This is a genomic window from Bradyrhizobium sp. SZCCHNR1043, from assembly GCF_032489675.1.
GTDB lineage: Bacteria > Pseudomonadota > Alphaproteobacteria > Rhizobiales > Xanthobacteraceae > Bradyrhizobium.
Window position 1 is genome coordinate 1 of the sequence record NZ_JAUEYN010000003.1, and the last position, 20,690, is coordinate 20,690.

A 20,690-nucleotide genomic window follows, 5' to 3' on the forward strand; every position below is an offset into this window, starting at 1 on the left:
CCCGTGACCGAATACACCCCGCCGCGGACACCACGCGAAGAGAAACTCTGCGCTCTGTTTGCCGAGACCCTCGGGCTCGAGCGCGTCGGGATCCATGACAACTTCTTCGATCTCGGCGGCCATTCGCTGCTCGCCATCCGTCTTGGCCGCCGCATCCGCGACGAGATCCAGCCGGACTTCCCGATCACGGCGGTCTATGCGACACCCATCGTCCGGGACCTCGCAGCGCAGCTCGATCTCGACGGACCTTCGGAGGGGCCGCTGGACTTGTCCGGCGACATTCTCCTGCCGACGCACATCAGGCTGATCGGCGGGCGCGCGCCGCAGAAGCCCAAACGCATTTTCCTGACGGGCGCCACCGGCTTCGTCGGCAGTCATCTTCTCTCCACGCTGATCCAGGAGACGGACGCGCAAATCGCCTGCCACGTTCGCGCCCCAGATCGGCAATCGGCCGAAGCCCGTTTGCGGCAGGCGCTCGATAAGCGAAAGCTTTCGGCGTGTTGGGACGAGGATCGTATCGAGGTTCTGACCGGAAATCTCGGACATCCGGCTCTCGGACTCGATGAGAGGGGTGTCCGCATTGTGCGAGACGAGTGCGAAGCGATCTATCATTGCGGCGCGAGCGTCGAATTCCTCCATCACTATGCTGCGATAAAACCCGCCAATGTGGACAGCGTCCTCACGCTGCTCGATTGGACCGTGAGTGGACGACCAAAGCGGCTGCACTACGTTTCCACCCTTGCGGTGATCGACAAATATCAGTCTGGGCCGGTGTCGGAGCAGACTGATCTGACCTCGTGGCAGGGTCTCGCGAGCGGCTATAGCCAAAGCAAGTGGGTCGGCGACACGCTCGTCCGGCAGGCGCAGCTTCGCGGCCTGCCGCTGTCGATCTATCGCCTCAGCAGCGTCACTGGTGATCGCGCGAACGGAATCTGCAACGAAACGGATCTGATCTGGCGCCTTGTCCGGCTCTATGCGGAACTTGGCGCGATTCCCGACCTGGACCTGATGTTGAACATGACGCCGGCCGATGACGTCGCGCGAGCGATCGTCCGGCTCGCGGGCAGGGAAGCGTCCTGGGGAAGCGTCTATCATCTCATGAACCGTGAACCAATTGATGTGCGGGAGGTCCCACGGATCTTTCGCCGGCTCGGCCTTCGGCTCGACCTCGTGCCGCTCGATCAATGGATCGACATTGGACGACGGCGGCTTGCCGAAACACAGGACGATGATCTCGCAGCCGTCCTGTCGATCGTGTCAAAGGAGGACACGTCGCGATCGCACCCGGAAATTACCTCGGACTTCACGCAGGAACACTTGGCTGCGGTGGGCGCGGCGATCGCTCCGGTCAGCGCGGCCCTTCTCGAACGCTATTTTGTCAATCTGCGGCTCGCAGGAACTGTGTCCGATGCGGTTGCCAGAAACGGCGAAATGAACAGCGATCGGTTGGTGGGTTAGGATAGGAGAGCACAACATGGCGCGGTTTCTCATCGCGGTCACCGCGCTACCCGGTCACGTATTTCCCTTGTTGGCCGTTGCCCAACTCCTCGTTGGTCGCGGCCACGAGGTCGTCGTATATAGCGGGAGCCTGTTCAGAGAGCGAGTGGAGGCGACCGGCGCGCGCTTCGTCGCGTTTCGCCCGGAAATCGACGTCGATTATCGGAAGCTCGACGAGCGCTTTCCCGAACGCCGCAAGTTTGCACCTGGCCCCGCTCAGCTCTGCTTCGGATTGAAGCACATCTTTGCGGATGCAATGCCGCATCAGGCCGCCGGGATACGCGAGCTGCGCCGCGACTTTCCTTTCGATGCGATCATCACCGATACGATGTTCTGCGGGACCTTTCCGCTCGTGCTCGGGCCGCCGGAAAAAAGAGCCCCGATCGTCGCGCTCGGGATCACCGCTCTCGCCTTGTCGAGCGCGGACACCGCATTCTTCGGCACCGCGCTCCCGCCATCCATCACGCCAGCCGATCGCGCGCGCAATGCTGCAATGAACAGCCACCTGCAACAAGCGATCTTCGGCTCGGTGCAGCAATACTTCAACGATGTCCTGGTGAAGAACGGGGCGCGCCCTCTGCCGGCATTTCTGTTCGATAGCATGATCACGCTGCCGGATCTGTATTTGCAGCTTACGGCCAAGGAGTTCGAATATTCGCGTGGCAAGATGCCAGACAGCATCCGCTTCGTCGGACCGCTGCTGCCACCGCCATCGATCGGCTTCCACCCGCCGCCTTGGTGGGACGACGTCGACAAAGCGGGTCCGATCGTACTCGTCACGCAAGGCACTCTCGCAAACGGCGATCTTGGGCAGCTTGTCGGACCAACTCTGACGGCCCTGGCGAACGAGGAACTGACGGTGATCGCATGCACCGGCGGCCCACCAGTCGAATCGATCCCGGTGGTGTTGCAGCCCAATGCGAAGGCGGTGACATTCCTGCCGTTCGACCGCCTGCTCCCGAAGGTGAGCGTCATGGTGACCAATGGCGGTTATGGCGCCGTCAATCACGCGCTCAGTCTCGGTGTGCCGTTGGTGGTTGCCGGGGATAGTGAGGAAAAGCCGGAAATCGCTGCGCGGGTCGCGTGGGCAGGCGCCGGCATCAATCTTGGAACCGGCCGGCCATCCGTCTCGCAGATTCGCGAGGCGGTCCGTGCCGTGCTCACCAAGCCGCAATACCGACGCGGTGCGCAAGCGTTACGCACCGCGTTCGTCCGCCACAACGCTCGTGACGAGATTGCGGAACTGGTCGAACGGCTTGCGGCGGGCGGATCGTCGGCCAGCTCTCAGGGAAATCCGCGTCACAGGTTCGACCCTGTCGGTACTCCTGCGGAGGCCGCCAGCCGCCGGACGATCGACGTCGACGCTGGTTTGATACGCGGGACGTTGGGAACGGTTTGATCCGTCCTGATCCTCGAACGGCGTACGCCATACTCATTCGAAAAGCGGTCGATCGCGGATGCTGACGCCGGCCGTCGGATTCACATCATGCCGGCTTCGCGGTCGGATCCAAAGGAAGGTAGTCGGGTGAAAAGGCCGGTGTTAAGGTTCGCTTGGATCGCCCTCCTAGTGCTCGCCGTCACGGTCTGCGTCTACATCTTCGCTGTGATCGGCGCGGGGCGCCAGCAGGCCGAAGCGGTCGCAACGCAAATCTCCGATCCGCGACGGGACGCAGCCGAGCGCCCGGGGGCCGCACCGATCGCCACGACGCTCGCCCGAGCCGTACGGCATTCGATCACCGAGACACTCGCGGTGACCGGATCCCTCGTGGCCCGAGAGGAGGATGTTGTCGGTGCGGAAGTCGACGGGTTACGTATCGTCGAGATGCTGGCCGACGTCGGCGATCGCGTCGAAGAAGGGCAGGTGCTCGCTCGCCTCGACAGCACGATGCTCCGGACACAGCTCGCGCAAAACACCGCGATGATCGCGATAACCCAAGCGTCGGTCGCGCAGATGAACGCGTCGTTGACGGAGATGCAAGCCAACGAAGCGGAAGCGGCGGAGACGTTGAAACGCACGCAAACCTTGAACGCGACCGGCGCGATATCTCCAGCGCAACTCCTGACGCGTGAGACCCAGGCCAAGGTCGCCGCGGCAAAGTCCGCTGCCGCTGCGGAGAATTTGCGCATGGCCGAAGCCCAGGAAGCGTTTGCGGAGGCGCAGCGTGGCGAGATCGAGCTGAAAATCGCGCGAACCGAACTGAAGGCGCCGTCTGCGGGGATTATCTCGCACCGCGCCGCCCGCCTGGGCGCGGTGGCCGGCACGGGGGGCGAACCTCTATTCCGGCTCGTCCGCAACGGTCAAATCGAATTCGATGCCGAGGTTCCGGAAACGGTGCTTCCACAGATCGAGCCAAGCCAAGACGTCGAGGTTTGGCTGCCCGGCGTCAGCGAGGCCGTCATCGGCCATGTGCGGCTGGTCGATCCCACTGTAGACAAATCGAGCCGTCTCGGCCGCGTCGCGGTCGCGCTCCCGCCGCATACGGCCATGAGGGCCGGTGTTTTTGCCCGCGGCAGCATTACAATCGGCAAGCGACAAGCCATCACTGTGCCGTTGTCCGCCGTGAGCTTCAGCAAGAATGGCACCTATGTTCAGCTTGCGACCAACGATGTCGTCGAAATCCGCAATGTCCAGACCGGCCTCAAACGCGGCACCCGTGTCGAAATTGTCGACGGGCTGATCGAAGGTCAGGAGGTCGTCGTTCGAGCCGCCGCTTTTGTCAGGCCAGGCGAACGGATCTTGCCGGTCCGCAGCGATGCTGGACCAGGGCGGGCAGATTGATATGGCCCTCAACATCTCCGCCTGGTCGATTCGTAAGCCTATTCCGTCATTGGTGTTGTTTGGCGTCCTGATCGTGCTCGGCGCGGTCAGCCTGAAGACCCTGCCGATAACGCAGATGCCCAACATCGACATCCCCATCGTGACCGTCACGATCGCCCAGACCGGCGCTGCGCCGAGTGAGCTGGAAACGCAGGTCACGAAGAACGTAGAGAATGCGGCGACCGGGGTCGTCGGGGTCAAGCACATCACGTCGAGCATCTCTGACGGGGTCTCCGTGACGACCATCGAGTTTCAACTGGGGACGCCGGCGGACCGTGCGGTCAACGACGTCCGCAATGCGATGGCTAACATCCGGTCGGAGTTGCCGCAGAGCATCGAGGAACCCTCGATACAGCGGGTGGAGGTCGAAGGGATGGCAATCGTTACCTATGCCGTGTCGATTCCCTCTTGGACGACCGAGCAGGTGTCCTGGTTCGTCGATGACGTCATCACGGGGGCGCTTCAGGGCGTTCGGGGCGTCGCGCAGGTCAAGCGTGCGGGCGGCGCCGATCGTGAAATCCGGGTATCGCTGCTGCCCGACCGGCTGATCGCACTTGGCATCACCGCGGCGGACGTGAACGAGCAACTGCGAGCGACCAATGTCGATCTCACCGGCGGGCGCGGTGAAGTGGGGTCGGGAGAGCAAACCATACGGATGCTCGCGGGGGCCGCGACGATCGACGGACTGACCAATAGCGCGATCGTGCTGCCGGGCGGTCGAAGGGCTGCGTTGAAGGAGATTGCCACGGTCACCGATGGCGCAGCCGAAGCACGCAGCTTTGCTCGCCTCAATGGGAGTCCGGTGGTCGCCTTCGGTGTCTTTCGTGCAAAGGGCTTCTCCGACGTGGCCGTCGCGGAGGCGGTCGCGAAGAAGTTGCAGGCGCTCACCAACGAGCATCCCGACCTGTCCGTGTCCGAGATCGACAGCACGGTGCGCTATACCAAGTCCGATTATAGAGCCACCATGCAGACGTTGGCCGAAGGCGCAATCCTCGCGGTCATCGTCGTATTGATTTTTCTGCGCGACCTTCGAGCGACGGCGATTTCCGTGCTCGCGATACCACTGTCAATACTTCCGACCTTCTGGGCGATGGACCTCATCGGGTTTTCGCTGAACGCCGTTAGTCTGCTTGCGATCACGCTGGTCACCGGCATCCTGGTCGATGATGCGATCGTCGAGATCGAGAACATCGTCCGGCACATCCGGATGGGCAAATCACCCTATCGCGCCGCGCTCCAGGCGGCCGACGAGATCGGGCTCGCGGTCGTCGCGACGACCATGACCATCGTCGCCATGTTCGTGCCGGTCAGCTTCATGGGCGGCATCGCCGGTCAATACTTCAAGCAGTTCGGCCTCACGGTCGCAATTGCAGTGGCGTTTTCTCTGCTGGTCGCAAGGCTGATAACGCCGCTAATGGCGGCATATTTCCTTCGCGACCGTCAGCACCATGCCGAAGGGCACGGAGTGATCATGCGGCACTATCTTCGCATGCTCGAATGGTCGCTTCGCCACCGCTTCGTCACGCTCGCGCTTGCGGCGCTGGTCTTCCTGGGCTCGCTAATGGTCGCAGGATCCTTACCGCTTGGCTTTCTGCCGACCAATGACCTGTCGCGTTCAGTTCTCCAGATCGAGCTGCCACCGGGCTCGACGATCGCGGATACCGCGGCCGCCGCGGACCGCATCACGGCCCTGCTCGCGAAACGGCCAGAAGTCAGGAGCGTCTATGTCACCGGCGGCGCCGCCGGCGCCAACGGGCTGAGCGTCACCGCCGGTGACGTCCGCAAGGCCACCATCATCGTCGAGCTCGTTGCGCGCAGGAACAGGTCGCACGACCAGAAGGCATTCGAGCACGACATGCGCGCGACGCTCAGCGCGATCGCGGACATACGTTACAGCTTCGGCAATGGCGGCGGCGGACGCGAGTTCACGCTGATCCTTTCCGGACCCGATGGCGCCGCAGTTGAGCAGGCGGCGCTCGCGGTGGAGCGGGACGTCCGGCAGAACGTCTCCGTTCTCGCGAATGTCGTCTCGACTGTGGCTCTTGCCCGGCCGGAGATTCGCATCTTGCCAAGGCTGGAGGAGGCTGCCGATCTTGGAATCTCCGGGACGCAGATCGCCGAAGTTGCACGGATTGCGATGATCGGAGATACATCCGCAAATCTGGCGAAGTTCTCGGCCATCGACCGGCAAGTACCGATCCGCGTGCAACTCGACGAGCGGGCGCGGGGCGATCTATCGACCCTCGATATGCTGCGAATCAGGGCCAAGAACGGCACCGTACCGTTGGCCACGGTCGCCGACGTCGGCTTCGGCGAGGGGCCGACGACCATCGAACGCTATGACAGCAGGCGTCGCGTCGCGATCCAGGCCGATCTCGTCGGAAACACCCCGCTCGGCGAGGCGATCGAGCAGGTTATGGCGCTGCCCTCGGCGCGAAACTTGCCAGCCGGTGTGACGATCGCAAGGTTCGGCGATTCAGAGATCATGGAAGAAGTTTTTTCGAGTTTTTCGCTCGCGATCGCTGCAGGCGTACTCATGGTGCTCTCCGTCCTCGTTCTTCTCTTCGCCGACGCGATGCATCCGATCACCATTATCTTCTCCATGCCGCTTTCGATCGGCGGAGCGTTCCTTGCGCTGCTTCTGACCGGCAATGCCATCAACCTCTCGGCCATTATCGGCTTCCTCATGCTGATGGGAATCGTAACGAAGAACGCGATCCTGCTGGTGGACTTCGCAATCACCGAGGTGGCGAGCGGTGTGGAGCGCACGAAGGCGTTGATCGAAGCCGGCCGCAAGCGCGCTCAGCCCGTGATCATGACCACAGCGGCTATGACCGCAGGCATGGTCCCTTCTGCATTGGGAGTCGGCGAAGGCGGCGCATTCCGTTCCCCCATGGCGGTCGCATTGATTGGCGGGCTGCTCGCCTCGACCTTTCTCAGCCTCGTATTCGTGCCGGCCGCCTTTACGATCATGGACGACGTCGGCCGGATTTTAAGCAGAAAGCTTTCGCGCTTTGTCGGGCCGAAGGATGAAATGAAGCTCGACGAGAGTGACCCGGCCTCACCACGCAGATCGTCTGCACGGCATTGATCGGCTTGAACTCGTTGCGGCCGTTGTGCAGATCGCTGGCAATGGCACCGGTGACACACGATGGAAAGTGCCGGGCGTGCTGGACTGGTCGAGCATGAGCCATAATCCCTTCGTGGACGTGACCAAGGATACGACCACGCTCTATGCCAGTGATCGCGACGTGTCCCTGTTTCTGGTCGACGACACCAATCCAATCGAGGCGGGACGGCTGCCGGACGGCTCGCCCGATGTCTATTTCCGGGGCTTCTACTGTTGGAACAGTGAGGTCGGGAGCAAGACGCTTGGCATAGCGAGCTTCTATCTGCGCGCCGTCTGCATGAACCGCAATCTCTGGGGCGTGGAGAACTTTGATCACCATCCGGCATTCGAAGTTCGCCGCGCAGCGGTTTGCGCATGAAGCTGCACCGGCATTGACGAGTTTTGCCAATTCCTCGCCCGCGCCGTTTGTCGCTGGTATTGCAGCCGCACGGCAGCGGATCGTTGCTCGCACGGATGAGGACCGGGAGAGCTTTCTGCGCAAGAATGGCTTTTCCAAAGCCGAGACATCGAAGGTCATTGAAGCCGTTCTTGGCGAGGAGAACCGCAAGCCGGAGAGCATCTTCGACTTCGTGCAGGGCATCACCGCCGTGGCCCGAAGCAAGGCGCATCAGGACGGAAGACTCGAGCTCGAAAGCAAGGCCAGGCGCCTGATGGAGCGTGCCGCCTGAGCACAAGCCGCGCAACCGGTTGACACCGGTTGCGCGGCCGTCTGCACGCACGGTCTTCAGCGCTGCCGCTCCCGCAAGCCGAACCGGCGGCGCGGCCGCGTGCACACGGCCGGGGGCTCGCCGGTCCTTCAGCCCGGCTCGCGAGAGCATAAATCGAACAGTCGATCACAGATACGACTTCCAGGCGGACGAACGATTCGTCCGACGTTTCTGGATCGCGCTGGTTTGCCAATTTCGCGAGATCATGGGCTTAGTGCGCATCCTGCACGGAACGATATCGCCAACGACGTCGGCATGCAGTGGCGAGCTTGGTGCTGACGTCTGGCCGAAAATCGACTGACAACCGACATCTGATTTGCCGTGGGTGGGCAGAAAGTCAGGCGGCGTGCGTCAGTTGCCACGCGTTGGAAGCGGCTTCATCCTTGGCCCCGCGGCGCTGAATCGTCTTGGTCCAATTTATCAGGCTGACGATTCCCAGGATCGATCGGCCGCTGCGAGCCGCGATCGGTCTGCAGCGGGACTGCCGAGATAGTCTCATTGCTATACGGGGGTAGGAATATGCTCGCCCGATCGTAATGCAAAGAGCCTCCACGAACTTCGCACTCGGAAGGCAGTTTGTTGGCAGCGCAACTGTAGCCATATCGACTTGCCGACCGCAGGACTTAAGCGATTTGTCCGCTGAGATCTGGCTGATCCACAAGCCCCGGAAGAGGACGAGAAGCCAAGCCAAGGATCAAGGAAGGAAGGGAAGGGAGATTTCACACCCTATGCACCCCTGGTGCAGGTCTGAAGCGAGATGATAGTCGCAATTGAACGATATCACCGCCAACCGATGATGGTGCGCTCTCGCCACGGAAATCGATCTGCCTGCTAACTCTTTGCGGCTCGACCGTAAGCCTCTTAGCAATGATCTGACAGAAATTTTTGCCGAAAGATCAGGTGAGAAGAGGGTAGGGTCTGATGGCAAGATAAAAGCGGCTCGCCTGTTGATCAGCAAGCCATTGACATGGCTAGCGTTCAATCGTGCTCGTTCGGTCGAGCTGAGTGCCGCAATCGAGCTTTTTGTCAGCAAAGTGAAAGGCGATTTCGGCACTGATCGCAGTCTAGCGAACTCCGGCGAAAAACTCGGTGGAGCTACGCAACGAGTGCAGGATCTGCGACTCGGAGTGCGGGTTGACCGATCAATCGTGTTGCGCCGCCGTATCTCGGAGCCTTGGCCGATGCGTTCCGCCGCCGCGGCCGGAATGAAATCTTGGTCGTTTCCTTCGGGGGATCACTCGGGTCAGACGGTGCTACTGCCGCCGACCTCGGCCTCCTGTGCGGGCCTATCGATCTCAGCTCCTTATCGCTCCAGCCAAAAGCCAGGGGCATGATACCAGACCCGTTCGGAATCTGCGGACGATGGCTTCCCGCGGTGGAGTGCCCGGATCGGGACATTCACCGTGTTCGCGCTCTTGAGTGCGCTCTTCAGCCGGCGGCTGGCGTCCTCATCGCGGCCATTTGTGCAGGGGTAGATGCTGACCCCACCGGTGGACGAGGCGTCGAAAGAAGTGCCGCGGCGCGCAGCAGGAAGCCGGACCAATCCTCGGTGGTCAGCGGGAGGAGCAGCCGGCCGTTCTCGGCGAGGCCATCGAGCCATCGCGCCGTGGTATGCGTGCAGCCCGCGAACACGATCACGAAGCGCGTGCGACGTCTGCGCAACTGGCCCCGTGGAATCCCCGGGCGGCGACATCGGCGACGACATGGTCGACGAGCGTGTCGGCGCGTCCCCGCGTCTGCTGGGCGAGGTCGGCGCGGCTAACGAGCATTCGCGGGGGTGTGCCGGCTGCCGGGGAGGGCGGCGAGGATCCCTTTCGCTTTGCGCAGGGACCAATGCGCTGAGCAGCGGCTCGGAAGAGGTCACCGGGAGCTTGAGCCGGACTACATGTTCGGCAGGATGGGCGTTGACGCCAAGGTCGGTGGTGCCGCAATCCCAGGCTGGACCGTTACGGCTCTGGTGTTCATTCCATTCGCGGCTGGTTATTTCCTGTCGTACCTGTTCCGGACGATCAGTGGCGTGGTCTCCCAGCGCCTCGCCTCCGAGCTTGGACCGATGCTGATGATCGCTCTTGGCGCTCGCCGAGGCGAAGCAAGCCACGCGTCTGGAGGTCGTATCAATAGAGCCGAGCCGGACAAATGCAGCGCTGCGGTTGGAGGCTTCGGCACGTCGCGATGAACTGATGTGCCGGCCGAACCGGCTCCATGGGGGAGCGGCGGAGGTTCATTTCGCACCCGACAGGAAGCTCTTGATGAAATCGACGGCTCCCGCCGATTTTGCCGGATCCGGCGGCGGCGCTTCGGCGGCCGACGGTTGCGCCGCCTGACGCGCGGTGTGCGCGTGAAGATGCCGCGTCCGCCGGTGGGCGTGAGTGGCGCTCCGCCCGTGCCTCTGCGAAGCACTGCTCACGGTGATCGTGATCTTCTTCGATACCAGCGGCGGATCGAAGTTGAAGTGCAAGCCGTCGCCCAGGACGAGCTGCAGGGTATGCTTGCCGGGGGGCAGCTCGATCAGAGCCTCGGTCTCGCCCGCGCCGTAGTGCAGGTGCTTTCTGTCCTGCGGAATCGGCTCGCCTGGGCTGATCGGCTCATCGGCGTCGATCAGGAGGTGATGATGGCCGGTATTGGCAAAGGCGTCACCGGCATGGGTCACGCCCATGTTGCGAAGTCCGAAGCGGCACCAGAACGCGCTCTTCACGGTGTCGCCGTCGGTTGGCGTGATGAAATACAGGTAGGCGTCCTTCGGCGTCGTTTTCGCCTGCGCCCATGCGAAAGGCGGCAACAGCACCAGCGTGCAGGCCAACACGGTGGACCCGAGCGTCGCGACTGTGGCGAGACGACGTCGTCGCCAGGGCGTCAGATCCAATAGCGGCGCGCGACGCGTAGATTTCTCACTCCACATAAATCCCCAACTCATAAACAACGACGATCATCGATCGCAAATATCGAACGGTGTAGCCGGTCCATGAATGGGGCGTAGCGCGGCAAATTTGAGGTTTCGATCGGTCTCGTCCTACGATTCCCGATAAGAATTTGAATAAAGAGGCTCGGCAGAACAGGCGTCCTGCGGATCTGCGACGCTGGTGTTCGCTGTGGTGCGAGACATTTGCGGGCGCAGGCCCAGCATCGGTGTCGACGGCACCCTGGCCTGGCTCAGCATACAGCGGCCGCATCAGAGCGAAAGAGCGAGGCGGAAGCCATGGGTCGGATACCTGACGCGCCCATCATAGCGATCGCGGCTCCCGCTGCGGGCATAGCCCGCATCCTTCTTCCATGAACCCGAGCGAATGACATGGACGAAGCTCTGCTCGTCGATCCATGCCGAGCCATCGGACGGCGCGCCCTGATAGCTCTTGTGCCAGCTGTCGGCCACCCATTGGTCGACGCTCCCGCCCATGTCGAACAGGCCAAACGGATTGGCCGCAAAGCTTCCGACCTTCATGAGCTGCGCGGGCGCGCCGGGCTCGTTGCATCCGTTGCAATTGGCCATGCCGGAGCGCATCTGGTCGCCCCACCAGAACGCCGTCGTTGCGCCGCCGCGCGCTGCATATTCCCATTCGGCCTCGGTCGGGAGCCGGAACGGCTTGCCGACGGCCCGCGAGAGCCAAGCCAGATAGCCCCTGGCGTCGTCGTAGCCGACATTTGTCACGGGGTTGTCGTCCGGGCCGCTCATCACGTCGGCGCATGCCCTGTCAGCCACGCACGCCTTCCACTCGCCAATCGTGACGGGGTATTTGCCGAGCGCGAACGGCTTGATCGTGACGCGGTGGACCGGAAGCTCGGAGCTCTCGACGCCGCCCATTGCGAATGCCCCTCCTGGAATCATCACCATGTCAGGCAGGCGAATCGCCGCTGCCTCCGCCGGCCCTGGGGTCGCAGTCGACTCTGCCGCCGGCGCAGTCTCGGGAGTAGTCGCAGCGCTTGCCGACGCGAGCAGGGCGGGCGCCTCGAGCGGCGCGGTTTCCGCGGAACGCGAGAGCGTTGCAGTGTCCGAGGGCGCGTCCGGCATCGGCGCCGGGGCGGGGGCGGTCGCGGCCGACATGGCCTCTGCCGTGACGACGCGCACCGAACTCTCGACGCTTGCGCGGCTCGACGCGGCCACGGAGGCCTCGGCGGCTTGCGGCTGTGTTGGCGGGGGAGCGGCCGGCTCCCGCGCCAGCATGAACCAGCTAGCGGCGGCAGCGAGCAACAATGCGCCGAGGCCGGCCGCCGCAGCGCGGGTCCAGACCAGCGGCCTGCGCTCCGCCCTCGCCGCGGCCGCACGAAGCGTCGTGGCCAGCTTGTCGTAGCCGTGCGCCTGCCAGATCTCCGCGCGGCTGCGCGCCTCGTTCGGGGCGTATTGAGCGATCGAGACGCCGGGAATGCTGCAGACGACCCGTCCCGCCTGTCCGCCACCGGGAGCGGTGGCCTCGACCTCGGCCGCATCGCATCGTGCGGCGAGCGATTGCTTCAAGGGGCCGCACATCATCAACAACAGTCCGCCGTCGCCCCTGCTGCGGCGTTCCTGGATCTCGGGGCAGGCGACCTGCTCGTCGACACGGTGGAAACTGGGCGGGCGCAGCGTGTTCATCGCCACCCGCACGATCCGGCCGCACTGCTCGCAAGGCACCGGATAGGTGACGGCGGTCAGCGGTCGCTCGTCCCGATCGGTGGCCGGCGCCTGCGCTGGCGCGACGACGTCGATCATCGGACGCCTTTCGTGCGCCGGCCTTGCCGCCGGGTCATTGGCCCCAGGCGGCAAACGCATCCTTGAATGCGCGCTCACCGTCCGCTCCCTTCTCGATCGCCAGCACCGCCCGGCCGCCGCCATTGTAGACGATCGGGATGTCGATCCAGTCCTTGCCCTTGAGCAGCAACACGTTCCGCTTCATGTCGACATCACCCGCCGACAGCGCGATCATGAAGAACTCTGGCGTCACTTTGGCGGTCATGGTGGTCAACGGGGTCCCGCGGCCCGCTTCCTTGGGTTTCATGCTGACGCCCTTCAAAGTCTCCACCCCGACGTGAGACGGATCGTCCGGCCAGTTGAACTTGATCTCCATGATGTGGCTCGCTGGCATTTCGGTTTCCTTGTTTGGACGCAGCGACAACGTCGCCTTCATCCTCTTGTCGATCTCCACATCGCCTTTGATCGATGCCGGCACCGCTCCTGCCTCAGGCTCGACATGCCAGGTTACCTTCCCGAGATAGCGCTTGCCGTTCGGATCCTGCGGATCCTCCTGATACAGCACGGCGTGGGATACCATCGTCGCGGTCGCGTTCCCCGTGGTGATCGCATCGCCGCCTGCACCGCCCCTGACGTCGGGCGTGATCCGATCCGCGGTGACCTTGCGGGGCTCGGTGCCGGCCGGTAGCGCGGCGGCCGGCGAGGCCGCATTCCAGGAGAGCGGGAGTCGGTTCAAGACCGTCTGCCAGGACGTCGTGATCCGGCTCGCCGCCGGCTGCCAGTAGATCGATGCGCCAACCACCGCGACCGCCAAGCCGGCGGCAGCGGCCATCATGTGCCGGCGGAGCGAGCGGTGTGGACGCCTCGCTCCATGATCAGGCCGCGGACGCCGACCCGGCGACAGCGCGCGATGATCGATACGGACAGCGGCAGGCTCCGACTCGGCTTGACCGGGTGTCATCGTCTCGGACGTTTCCACCTCGTGGGCGAGCACGGCCACTCGTGCGACGGCGACATCGTCCGCCGGCGACCTTGCAGCCTGCGCAAAACGATCGGCCACGGGCGGCTCATTCTCCGCGATTTCGACCGGCCCTGCGGGCGCGACGGACGCTGGCGGCGCAGAGGCGAGCGTATCAGACGACGAGGCGGCAGGCGTTTCGTCGGTCGCGACCTCACGCGCCCCGCGCCGCGATGGGCGTGCATCGATGCCGGCGCCTGTCCTGTTGCTCAGCCAATCCGGCACCGGACTCTCGATCGAGATGGCCGGCTCGTCGCGTTGCTCCGACAGCCGGGCCATCGACAGGCTTTCGGCCACCGTGGCGATCTCGTCTTCCAGCGAATAGGCGCGGCGCGTCAGGGATAGCGCAGATGCAGGGTGATCCGCCGCCGTGCCAGCAGCGGGTCCCGTGGCAGCCGGATGCATACCGGTCGCCGGCTGTGCCGATGGCTGCGGTGAGCCGACGGCTGCAAGCGCGACCGGATCGACCCGGCGAGCGTGCTCCCGAAGTCTGATCATCCGATCGGGAAACAGCATCTTGACGAAATCGCAGAGCGCTGTGCCCGGCAGCAGGAACTGGCGCATGGCAGCCGGACCGCTGCGCAGGATGCTGCGTGCGATGGTTTCGATGTCGTGCTCACCTTGCGCGACGCGCTCGCCGGTCTGCCGATCGTCCTCGATGACGACGACCTTGCGGGCCCGGAGCATCGCAGTGAGTTCGCGCAGATCGGATTGCGAGGCATCGTCGATGACGACGAGATCAAATGCGCCGAGCCGGGCCGGTAGCTGCTCGGCCACGCGCCATGCCGGCACGAGCTGGCATGGGATGCCTTCGTAGCAGCTCTCGAGTGCCTCGCGTGTAACCTGACGCAACCGGCATGCGGTGGGGCCGGAACAGGTCGCTGCCATTTTTCGCAGCGTGGTCATGAACACGGTGAGGGCCTGCCTCATGGCGCTGCCGGTGTTCTGTACCAGGCCGAGATGCATCCGTGCCACGACCACCTGGCCGAACAGCTCGCGCAGTCGCATCTCCATAGCCGCGCGCTGGTCGGACAGATCTCGCAAGCGCTGATGCTGACCGATGCCTTCGTTCTGCCGCATCAGCACCGCCCAGTTCCAGGCCATCATCCAATCTGCAACGAGCACCGGATCGCCGGTCTGCGGATGTGCCGGCTCGGTCCTGAGCCGACGGGCGAAGGCATCTGCTCCGGCCTCGGTCATCGCTCGGCAGACCTCGTCGAGCAACTCGAGATCCTGGCGCCGGTCGTGCAGCGACTTCAGCCGGGTGCGAAGGGTGGTCCAACGCGTCTCGATGTCGCGCGGCTCGACACCATCGCAGCCGATCTGCGACAGCACGTCGGCATGAGCCAGCGTTGTGAGCTTACCGCTGCCGCGAAACAGCCCGTTCAGCCGGGTGAGCTCCAGCCGCTGCTTGGTGATGCGGAGAGCCATGCTCCTCACCGCAGCTGCCAGCGCAGAAAGTCGTCGGCCGTCAGCGAGCAATCCGGCGATCGCGTCGTCCGGCATCGACAGCTTCGGTGCGGCGGTGAGAACATTGCGCTTCGCCAGCGCCGCCAGCACGATCGCGGCCTCGACGCTTTTGACGACGCGCTCGTGACCGTGAAACGTATGAGAGGAGTCCGGCTCAGGCGTAGGCGCACCGATTTCGGCCGCCAGCGATCGCCATCTGGCGTCGAGCGAATGCAGGTGACGACGCCAGGTCAGATAGTCGCGAACATGGCCCCAGTCGGCCGCGCCGTTCGGCGCGAAGCCAGCCACCCTGATCGCCTCCACGGTCTGCTTCAACGCACGGCCGGACAGGGAGAATGCCGCGAGCGGCCTTGCTCCGGCCGACAGCCGTTCGACAATCGTGAGCAGTTCCTGGCTGGCGAAGGCGTCCGCCGGCGTTTCCACCGGCCGAACCAGGAAGCCGGCACGTTGCGACAGCAGGGACGACGCATCGCGGGCAAAATCGACGAGGATGCCACCGTCAACCGACATTGCATCGGCCTTGCGGCCGACCGGCGACAGCGCTGCGAGCCAGGGCTCGTCGGCAATGACCCGGTGGGCCGCCGCGAGCGCGTCGAGGTCGCCGGCGAGCAAGTCCGCTCCGTCCGGCCCGAGCTCCGCGATGATCTGGCAGGCAAGCCGGCCGTCACGGCTTTCGCCGTCGATCCGCGCCGGCTGCAGGTCCTGGTGCAGACGTCTCACTGTCGCGGCGTCCGGCAGGGCCGCGATTTCCGGGAGCGCGTCGTCGACATATGCGAGATCGGCACCCAGCCGAACACGCGCCTCACGGGCCTGCTCGACCGCCGCGACCAGAAGGTCGTTCTCACTCACGAATCGTGACGGCTGGTCGGTGAACCAGGCATAGGCGTCGCGGTCGGCGATCAGCGTCGTCAACGCGTCGAACGGCAGGTCGGGGACACCGGATGACCGCAGCATGCTGCGGCTGGCGATGTCTGCGAACGCATCATCGAGACGTGATATCTCGACGCTGGTCGCGATGATGTCGCGCTCCAGCCGATTGACCTGTTCCGCCTGCGCGCGCGGGTTCGTGGTCTTGAGGATCGACAGCAGCCGGCTGACGACTGTCTCTGCATGCTTCAAGACGTCCTTGTCGGAGCCGGTCAGATCGACGGTCAGATCACGGACGGCGCGCGGCAGCTTCTCGGACAACAGTCCGAGCGCAGCCTCGTTGCGCGAGACGACGAGAACGCGCAGGCCCATTGCGAGGTGATGGCAAACCAGGTTGACGAGGGTGGACGTGCGCTCGGACCCGCGCGCGCCTTGCACGACAAGTCCGTCCGATCGCCGGAGCTGTCGCACGATCTCCATCTGGTCGGAGTTCGTCGGCAGCGGAAAGAACAGGTCGCCGTGATCCGCCGCGATCTGCGCATCCGGCCCGACGTCGATCGGGTCACCGATCACGCCGGATAGACGACGGCGCGCGCCGTCATGGGCTTCGTGGTCCGGCGCGCCAAGCAGGAGGCGAGACAGTGCGGCCAGGCAGCAAGCGTCGCCGGGCGCGTATTCGATCGCTCGCTTCAGTCGGTCGATGTCGCGCAACAGCAGTGCGTCCGAGCGCGGCCGCGCAAAGATCACCCAGCGATCGGAGACGACCAGTTGCTCGTCCTCCTCGGGAAGCAGCAACGCGGAGTCGGGCATGGTGGGACAGTAGATCCCATGCGGGTCGAGCTGTGAGCCGATGGCGCTGAGAACCGGCTCGAAGCTGGCGGGCTGGAATGGCGAAAGCTCGTTGCCGCGCTCGATCGTCTCGAGCAACTGCTCGGCCGTTTGCCCCGCCAAGCCGGCCGCTGATGTCAGCGGTTCGAACGCCTTGAGATTGGCCGTCGCGCCGACCATGCGGGGCCGGATTCTGATTTCGGTGTCGGAGCCATCGAGGACCTCGATCTCGACCAGGCGTTCGAGCAGCGGCAGATCCAGCTCGCGGCCTTGTCGCCGCCAGCGTGACACGCCAACGCCCCACACGATTTCGCAGCTGCCATCGTTGCCTCCGGCTCCCGCCACGCGAGCCATCTCGCGCAATCGCTGGTGAACCGTGATGGTCTTGCGGCGTGGCCGCTCGGCCGCGGCCCAATTGGCCCACGAGCCGGCGAGATAGCGGTCCAGACGCTCGACGATGTCCGGGCGCTGCTCAAGATGCAATCGCACGCTCCAGAGCCCGGCGGCCACCCCCGGGCCGTTCGCCGGCGAGCAGTGCTCGGCGCGTGCGTGACCGGCCGCGATCAGCAGGTCTTTTTCCGCCGCGTGCACCGTGATCGTCACGCGCTGCCGAACCAGAGGGCGACGGTCCGGATCGGCGGACACGTCGATCCACATCGCCAGGTCGTACTCGACGGCGGGAGGATCGGTGGCGACCAGGCGTTCGATGGAGAGCCACACGGGGCCATCAGCATCGAACGTGTTGTAGGTAATGCCGGGCAGCTTCTCCAGCTCATGCTGATGAAACACGAAGCATTGTCCGCCCGCAAGCCGATGGTCAGACAGGCGCGCGACCGCACGTGCATCGCGCAGGATCATCTCGGTGAGATATCCAAGAACATTCTGCAACGGTCCGGCCGCCGGCTCCAACCGATGGACAGCGTTCATAGTGCCTCTCCGATGATAGCGGCGACCAAGCGAAGCAATCGGTTCACCCGCAACTCCCGTCCTGACGTTCGTCCCGCTTTGCAGAAAATTCCGTCACGCGCGTCGAAGAAGATGGACGTATCTGACTATTCACGATCCCGATGTGGCCAGGCGACGTCTTTCGTCGACGGCATTCGAGGGAATACTGAAGCCAACGTCAGATAGACCGCACTAACTGGCGAATAGTAGCGTCACGCAATGCGGCGTAATGATGGGAGCGATTCCGGGCGTGTCGTCGATCCTGAAAACTGTGCCAACTGATTTGTTGTCATTTCGAGAGTCACCGCTGTCGGTTCGCGTAACCGGTTTAGAATCTATTTAAAGAAGCCGAGCGCCTTTCCGGTTTGACTGCCTTGATCGGAAGGGGCTGGTATTCGCGTGCGTAGATGCGACATCTCCATGAGTGAAGCGTGCGGCGTCTTGCCGCAATCTCAGTCGCGTCCGCTTGCGGTTTTTCGTTGGATTCCATCGCTTCGTCCGAGCTGCGCCATCGCGCCAACGCAATTTATTTCGGAGTAGGGCCGTCGTTGGCGAAGTGTGACGTCGCGTATTACTTCGCGATGCAAAGGCATGAATGCAGCTCTACGCTGCGCTGCTCGACGCTCCGCACGCCGGACATGAACCCAGCAGCAATTATCAATGACTGAAAACACTTAGCCAGATCTCGGCAGGCGTCCAAGCGATTGGTAGGCCCAGCCGCGCCTCTGCCGCGCAACGAGCGCCGCCCAAGTGCTGACACGCGAGCATCCCCGACGAGCCCAAGTATCGACATCGCGGGCTTCTAGCGCGAATGGCTCGCAGTCGCGCACGAATTCTGTGCTCACGGCGGCGCGGGCGAAGGGGATGCACGTCCGCGCATCATCATGGGGAGGTTTGACTGATGGTCTTGATTAGCTGCAGCGGAAGGCGCGCAGATTGCTCCGCGTCTTCACACGACGGCGCTTTGAGTATTGGCAAAGGCGGCGGCCCGCTTCGCGGCCGCGACCGACTCCTGCCATCTCTGCTTGCCGCGGTATCGACATTGGCGTTGAGCGCGGCAGCAGCCCAGGCGGCCGAAGCCGGCTCGGCGCGGTCCACGGACGGAGCAGCCGTCAAAGCGCTGATGGCGAAGCTGGAGTCTATGGAGCAGCGCATCAACAGCCTTCAAGTCGAGCTCAAGGACGCCAAGGCAAAGAAGACGACCAGCGTCGGGCAGTCCGCATCACTTGCATCCCGCCGCCCGTCCGATCCGATGCCTCTGATCGGCGCCAAGGACGCGCGTGCCGGCGGCGCGAAAGCATCCGACAACGCACAGGCTGCATCCAGGCTGCCGGTCGGCAATGCCATGGCGCTCGCCGACCCGAAGGACGTCAAGGCCAGTGGAACGAAGGCGGCTGATGCCGCACCATCGTCGTCCCCGGCATCACGGCTCGCGGCAGCGTTCGCCGATTCGGATTCCAAGCCGCGATCTCTCCCGGCAGCCGATCTGAAAGCGCCTGCGCCGCAGCCCAGCAGAGACCTGTTCGGTGCCGCGCCGTCGCCGGTCCCCGGCATGAAGATCGGCATGTACGGCGAGATCAAGTTCGGCTCGGTGCAAAATCCCGCAGCTAACGGTCAGTGGCAGAACGGCTTCGACATGGCCCGCCTGGTCTTGCTGCCGACCTATCAGGTCAATGACTCCATCACCTTCAACGCGGAGCTGGAATGGGAGCATGGCGGCATCGCGTTCGACAATGACGACAAGCTCCACGGTGCGGTCGAGGTCGAGCAGGCCTTCTTCGACATCAAGTTCAACGACCACTTCACCCTGCGCTCGCCGGGTATCGACCTGATCCCGATCTCCTTCACCAACCTGTATCACGAGCCGACGCTATTCTACAGCGTGCATCGGCCGGAGCTCGCCAACGGCCTGATCCCGACGACGTGGTATGCGCCATCGGCAGGATTTCATGGCAAGATCATCGATGGCTTGAACTACCAGTTCCAGGTCAGCCAGAGCGCGGAGGACTTCGGTGACGGATTCGATCATCGCGGCGACAATGGCCACATCAATCCGGGCGGCTATGAAGGCGGCATCAGCGGCTCGGAAGCGCTCGCGCTGTCGCGAGCGCCGATCGGCGACTATCGGCAGCTGAGCAACGAGCTCGCCTATACGCTCCGGCTGAGCTACACGCCATCGTTCCTCCCCGGCTTTGCCGGAAGCTCGGCGATCTATTATTCGCCGAATGTCACGCCGCGGGGCGCCTATGCGACGCTGCCGGACGGCAGCGAGGTGCCGCTCGGCAAGAACGCGATGACGATCTTCAATACCGAGGCTCGCTATCGCGTTCCGAACACCGGGCTGGAGCTGCGGGCTGAATATGCCCATGTAAACTTCTCCAATCCGGAGAACCTCCGCGCCAACAATGATCTCGTCGACGATAACAACGTCGGCAAGAACATGTGGGGCTATTCCGGCGAGATCGCCTACCACTTCAGGGCGCCGAACGACTACGACATCGTGCCGTTCTACCGCTATACCCGACAGAATTTCCAGACGTCTGGCATGCTCGGCTCCGATCTCACCAACGGCCTGAACAATATCACGGGCAGCGGTGACATGACGTTCCACGATGTCGGCATTGCCGTGTTTCCCAATCCGAGCCTTGTCTACAAGCTGAACTACACCAAGGTGATCGATCACAGCGCGGCGGGGGCGATGTCCGATCGGGTTCTCGCGGGCGTCGGCTGGCTCTGGTAGCCGACCG

The 20,690-nt window shown here is 63.8% G+C and carries 9 protein-coding genes and 1 pseudogene; 7 read left to right on the forward strand and 3 right to left on the reverse strand.

Annotated elements, in window-relative coordinates; translation table 11 throughout:
• From QX039_RS05385 to QX039_RS33045, 6 genes and pseudogenes are all read left to right on the forward strand, one after another.
• Positions 1 to 1,458: thioester reductase domain-containing protein (locus QX039_RS05385; protein ID WP_315771917.1), on the forward strand; the 1,458-nt coding region annotated here is incomplete at its 5' end.
• Between the two features lie 16 nt (positions 1,459 to 1,474).
• On the forward strand, positions 1,475 to 2,896 hold the full coding sequence (locus QX039_RS05390; RefSeq protein WP_315771919.1) for a glycosyltransferase: 1,422 nt from the start codon (positions 1,475 to 1,477) through the stop codon (positions 2,894 to 2,896).
• A gap of 168 nt (positions 2,897 to 3,064) precedes the next feature.
• A complete protein-coding gene (locus QX039_RS05395) occupies positions 3,065 to 4,276 on the forward strand; it encodes an efflux RND transporter periplasmic adaptor subunit (RefSeq protein WP_315738709.1) in 1,212 nt (403 codons plus the stop codon).
• A 1-nt stretch (position 4,277) separates the two neighbouring features.
• Complete coding sequence (locus QX039_RS05400) at positions 4,278 to 7,406, forward strand: efflux RND transporter permease subunit (RefSeq protein ID WP_315738745.1); 3,129 nt, start codon at positions 4,278 to 4,280, stop codon at positions 7,404 to 7,406.
• 7 nt (positions 7,407 to 7,413) lie between these two features.
• Positions 7,414 to 8,113: pseudogene (locus tag QX039_RS05405) on the forward strand (DUF932 domain-containing protein); the annotation flags it as partial.
• Positions 8,114 to 10,037: 1,924 nt separating this feature from the next.
• Entirely contained in the window at positions 10,038 to 10,328 is a 291-nt protein-coding gene (locus QX039_RS33045) for a hypothetical protein (RefSeq protein WP_409998865.1), read from the forward strand.
• 45 nt (positions 10,329 to 10,373) lie between these two features.
• On the opposite strand, the gene QX039_RS05415 is transcribed toward QX039_RS33045, so the two are convergent.
• The 3 genes from QX039_RS05415 to QX039_RS05425 form a co-directional block, all read right to left on the reverse strand.
• Positions 10,374 to 10,937, reverse strand: a complete 564-nt coding sequence (locus QX039_RS05415) for a DUF4399 domain-containing protein (protein ID WP_315738744.1) — start codon at positions 10,935 to 10,937, stop codon at positions 10,374 to 10,376.
• A gap of 384 nt (positions 10,938 to 11,321) precedes the next feature.
• Positions 11,322 to 12,836: a formylglycine-generating enzyme family protein gene (locus tag QX039_RS05420; RefSeq protein WP_315738708.1), complete on the reverse strand. Its 1,515-nt coding sequence runs from the start codon at positions 12,834 to 12,836 to the stop codon at positions 11,322 to 11,324.
• Between the two features lie 34 nt (positions 12,837 to 12,870).
• Positions 12,871 to 17,925, reverse strand: coding sequence for a helicase (locus tag QX039_RS05425; protein ID WP_315771922.1), 5,055 nt, complete (start codon positions 17,923 to 17,925; stop codon positions 12,871 to 12,873).
• Positions 17,926 to 18,844: 919 nt separating this feature from the next.
• On the opposite strand from QX039_RS05425, the gene QX039_RS05430 reads away from it, so the two are divergent.
• On the forward strand, positions 18,845 to 20,683 hold the full coding sequence (locus QX039_RS05430) for a porin (protein ID WP_315771924.1): 1,839 nt from the start codon (positions 18,845 to 18,847) through the stop codon (positions 20,681 to 20,683).
• Positions 20,684 to 20,690 lie beyond the last annotated feature (7 nt).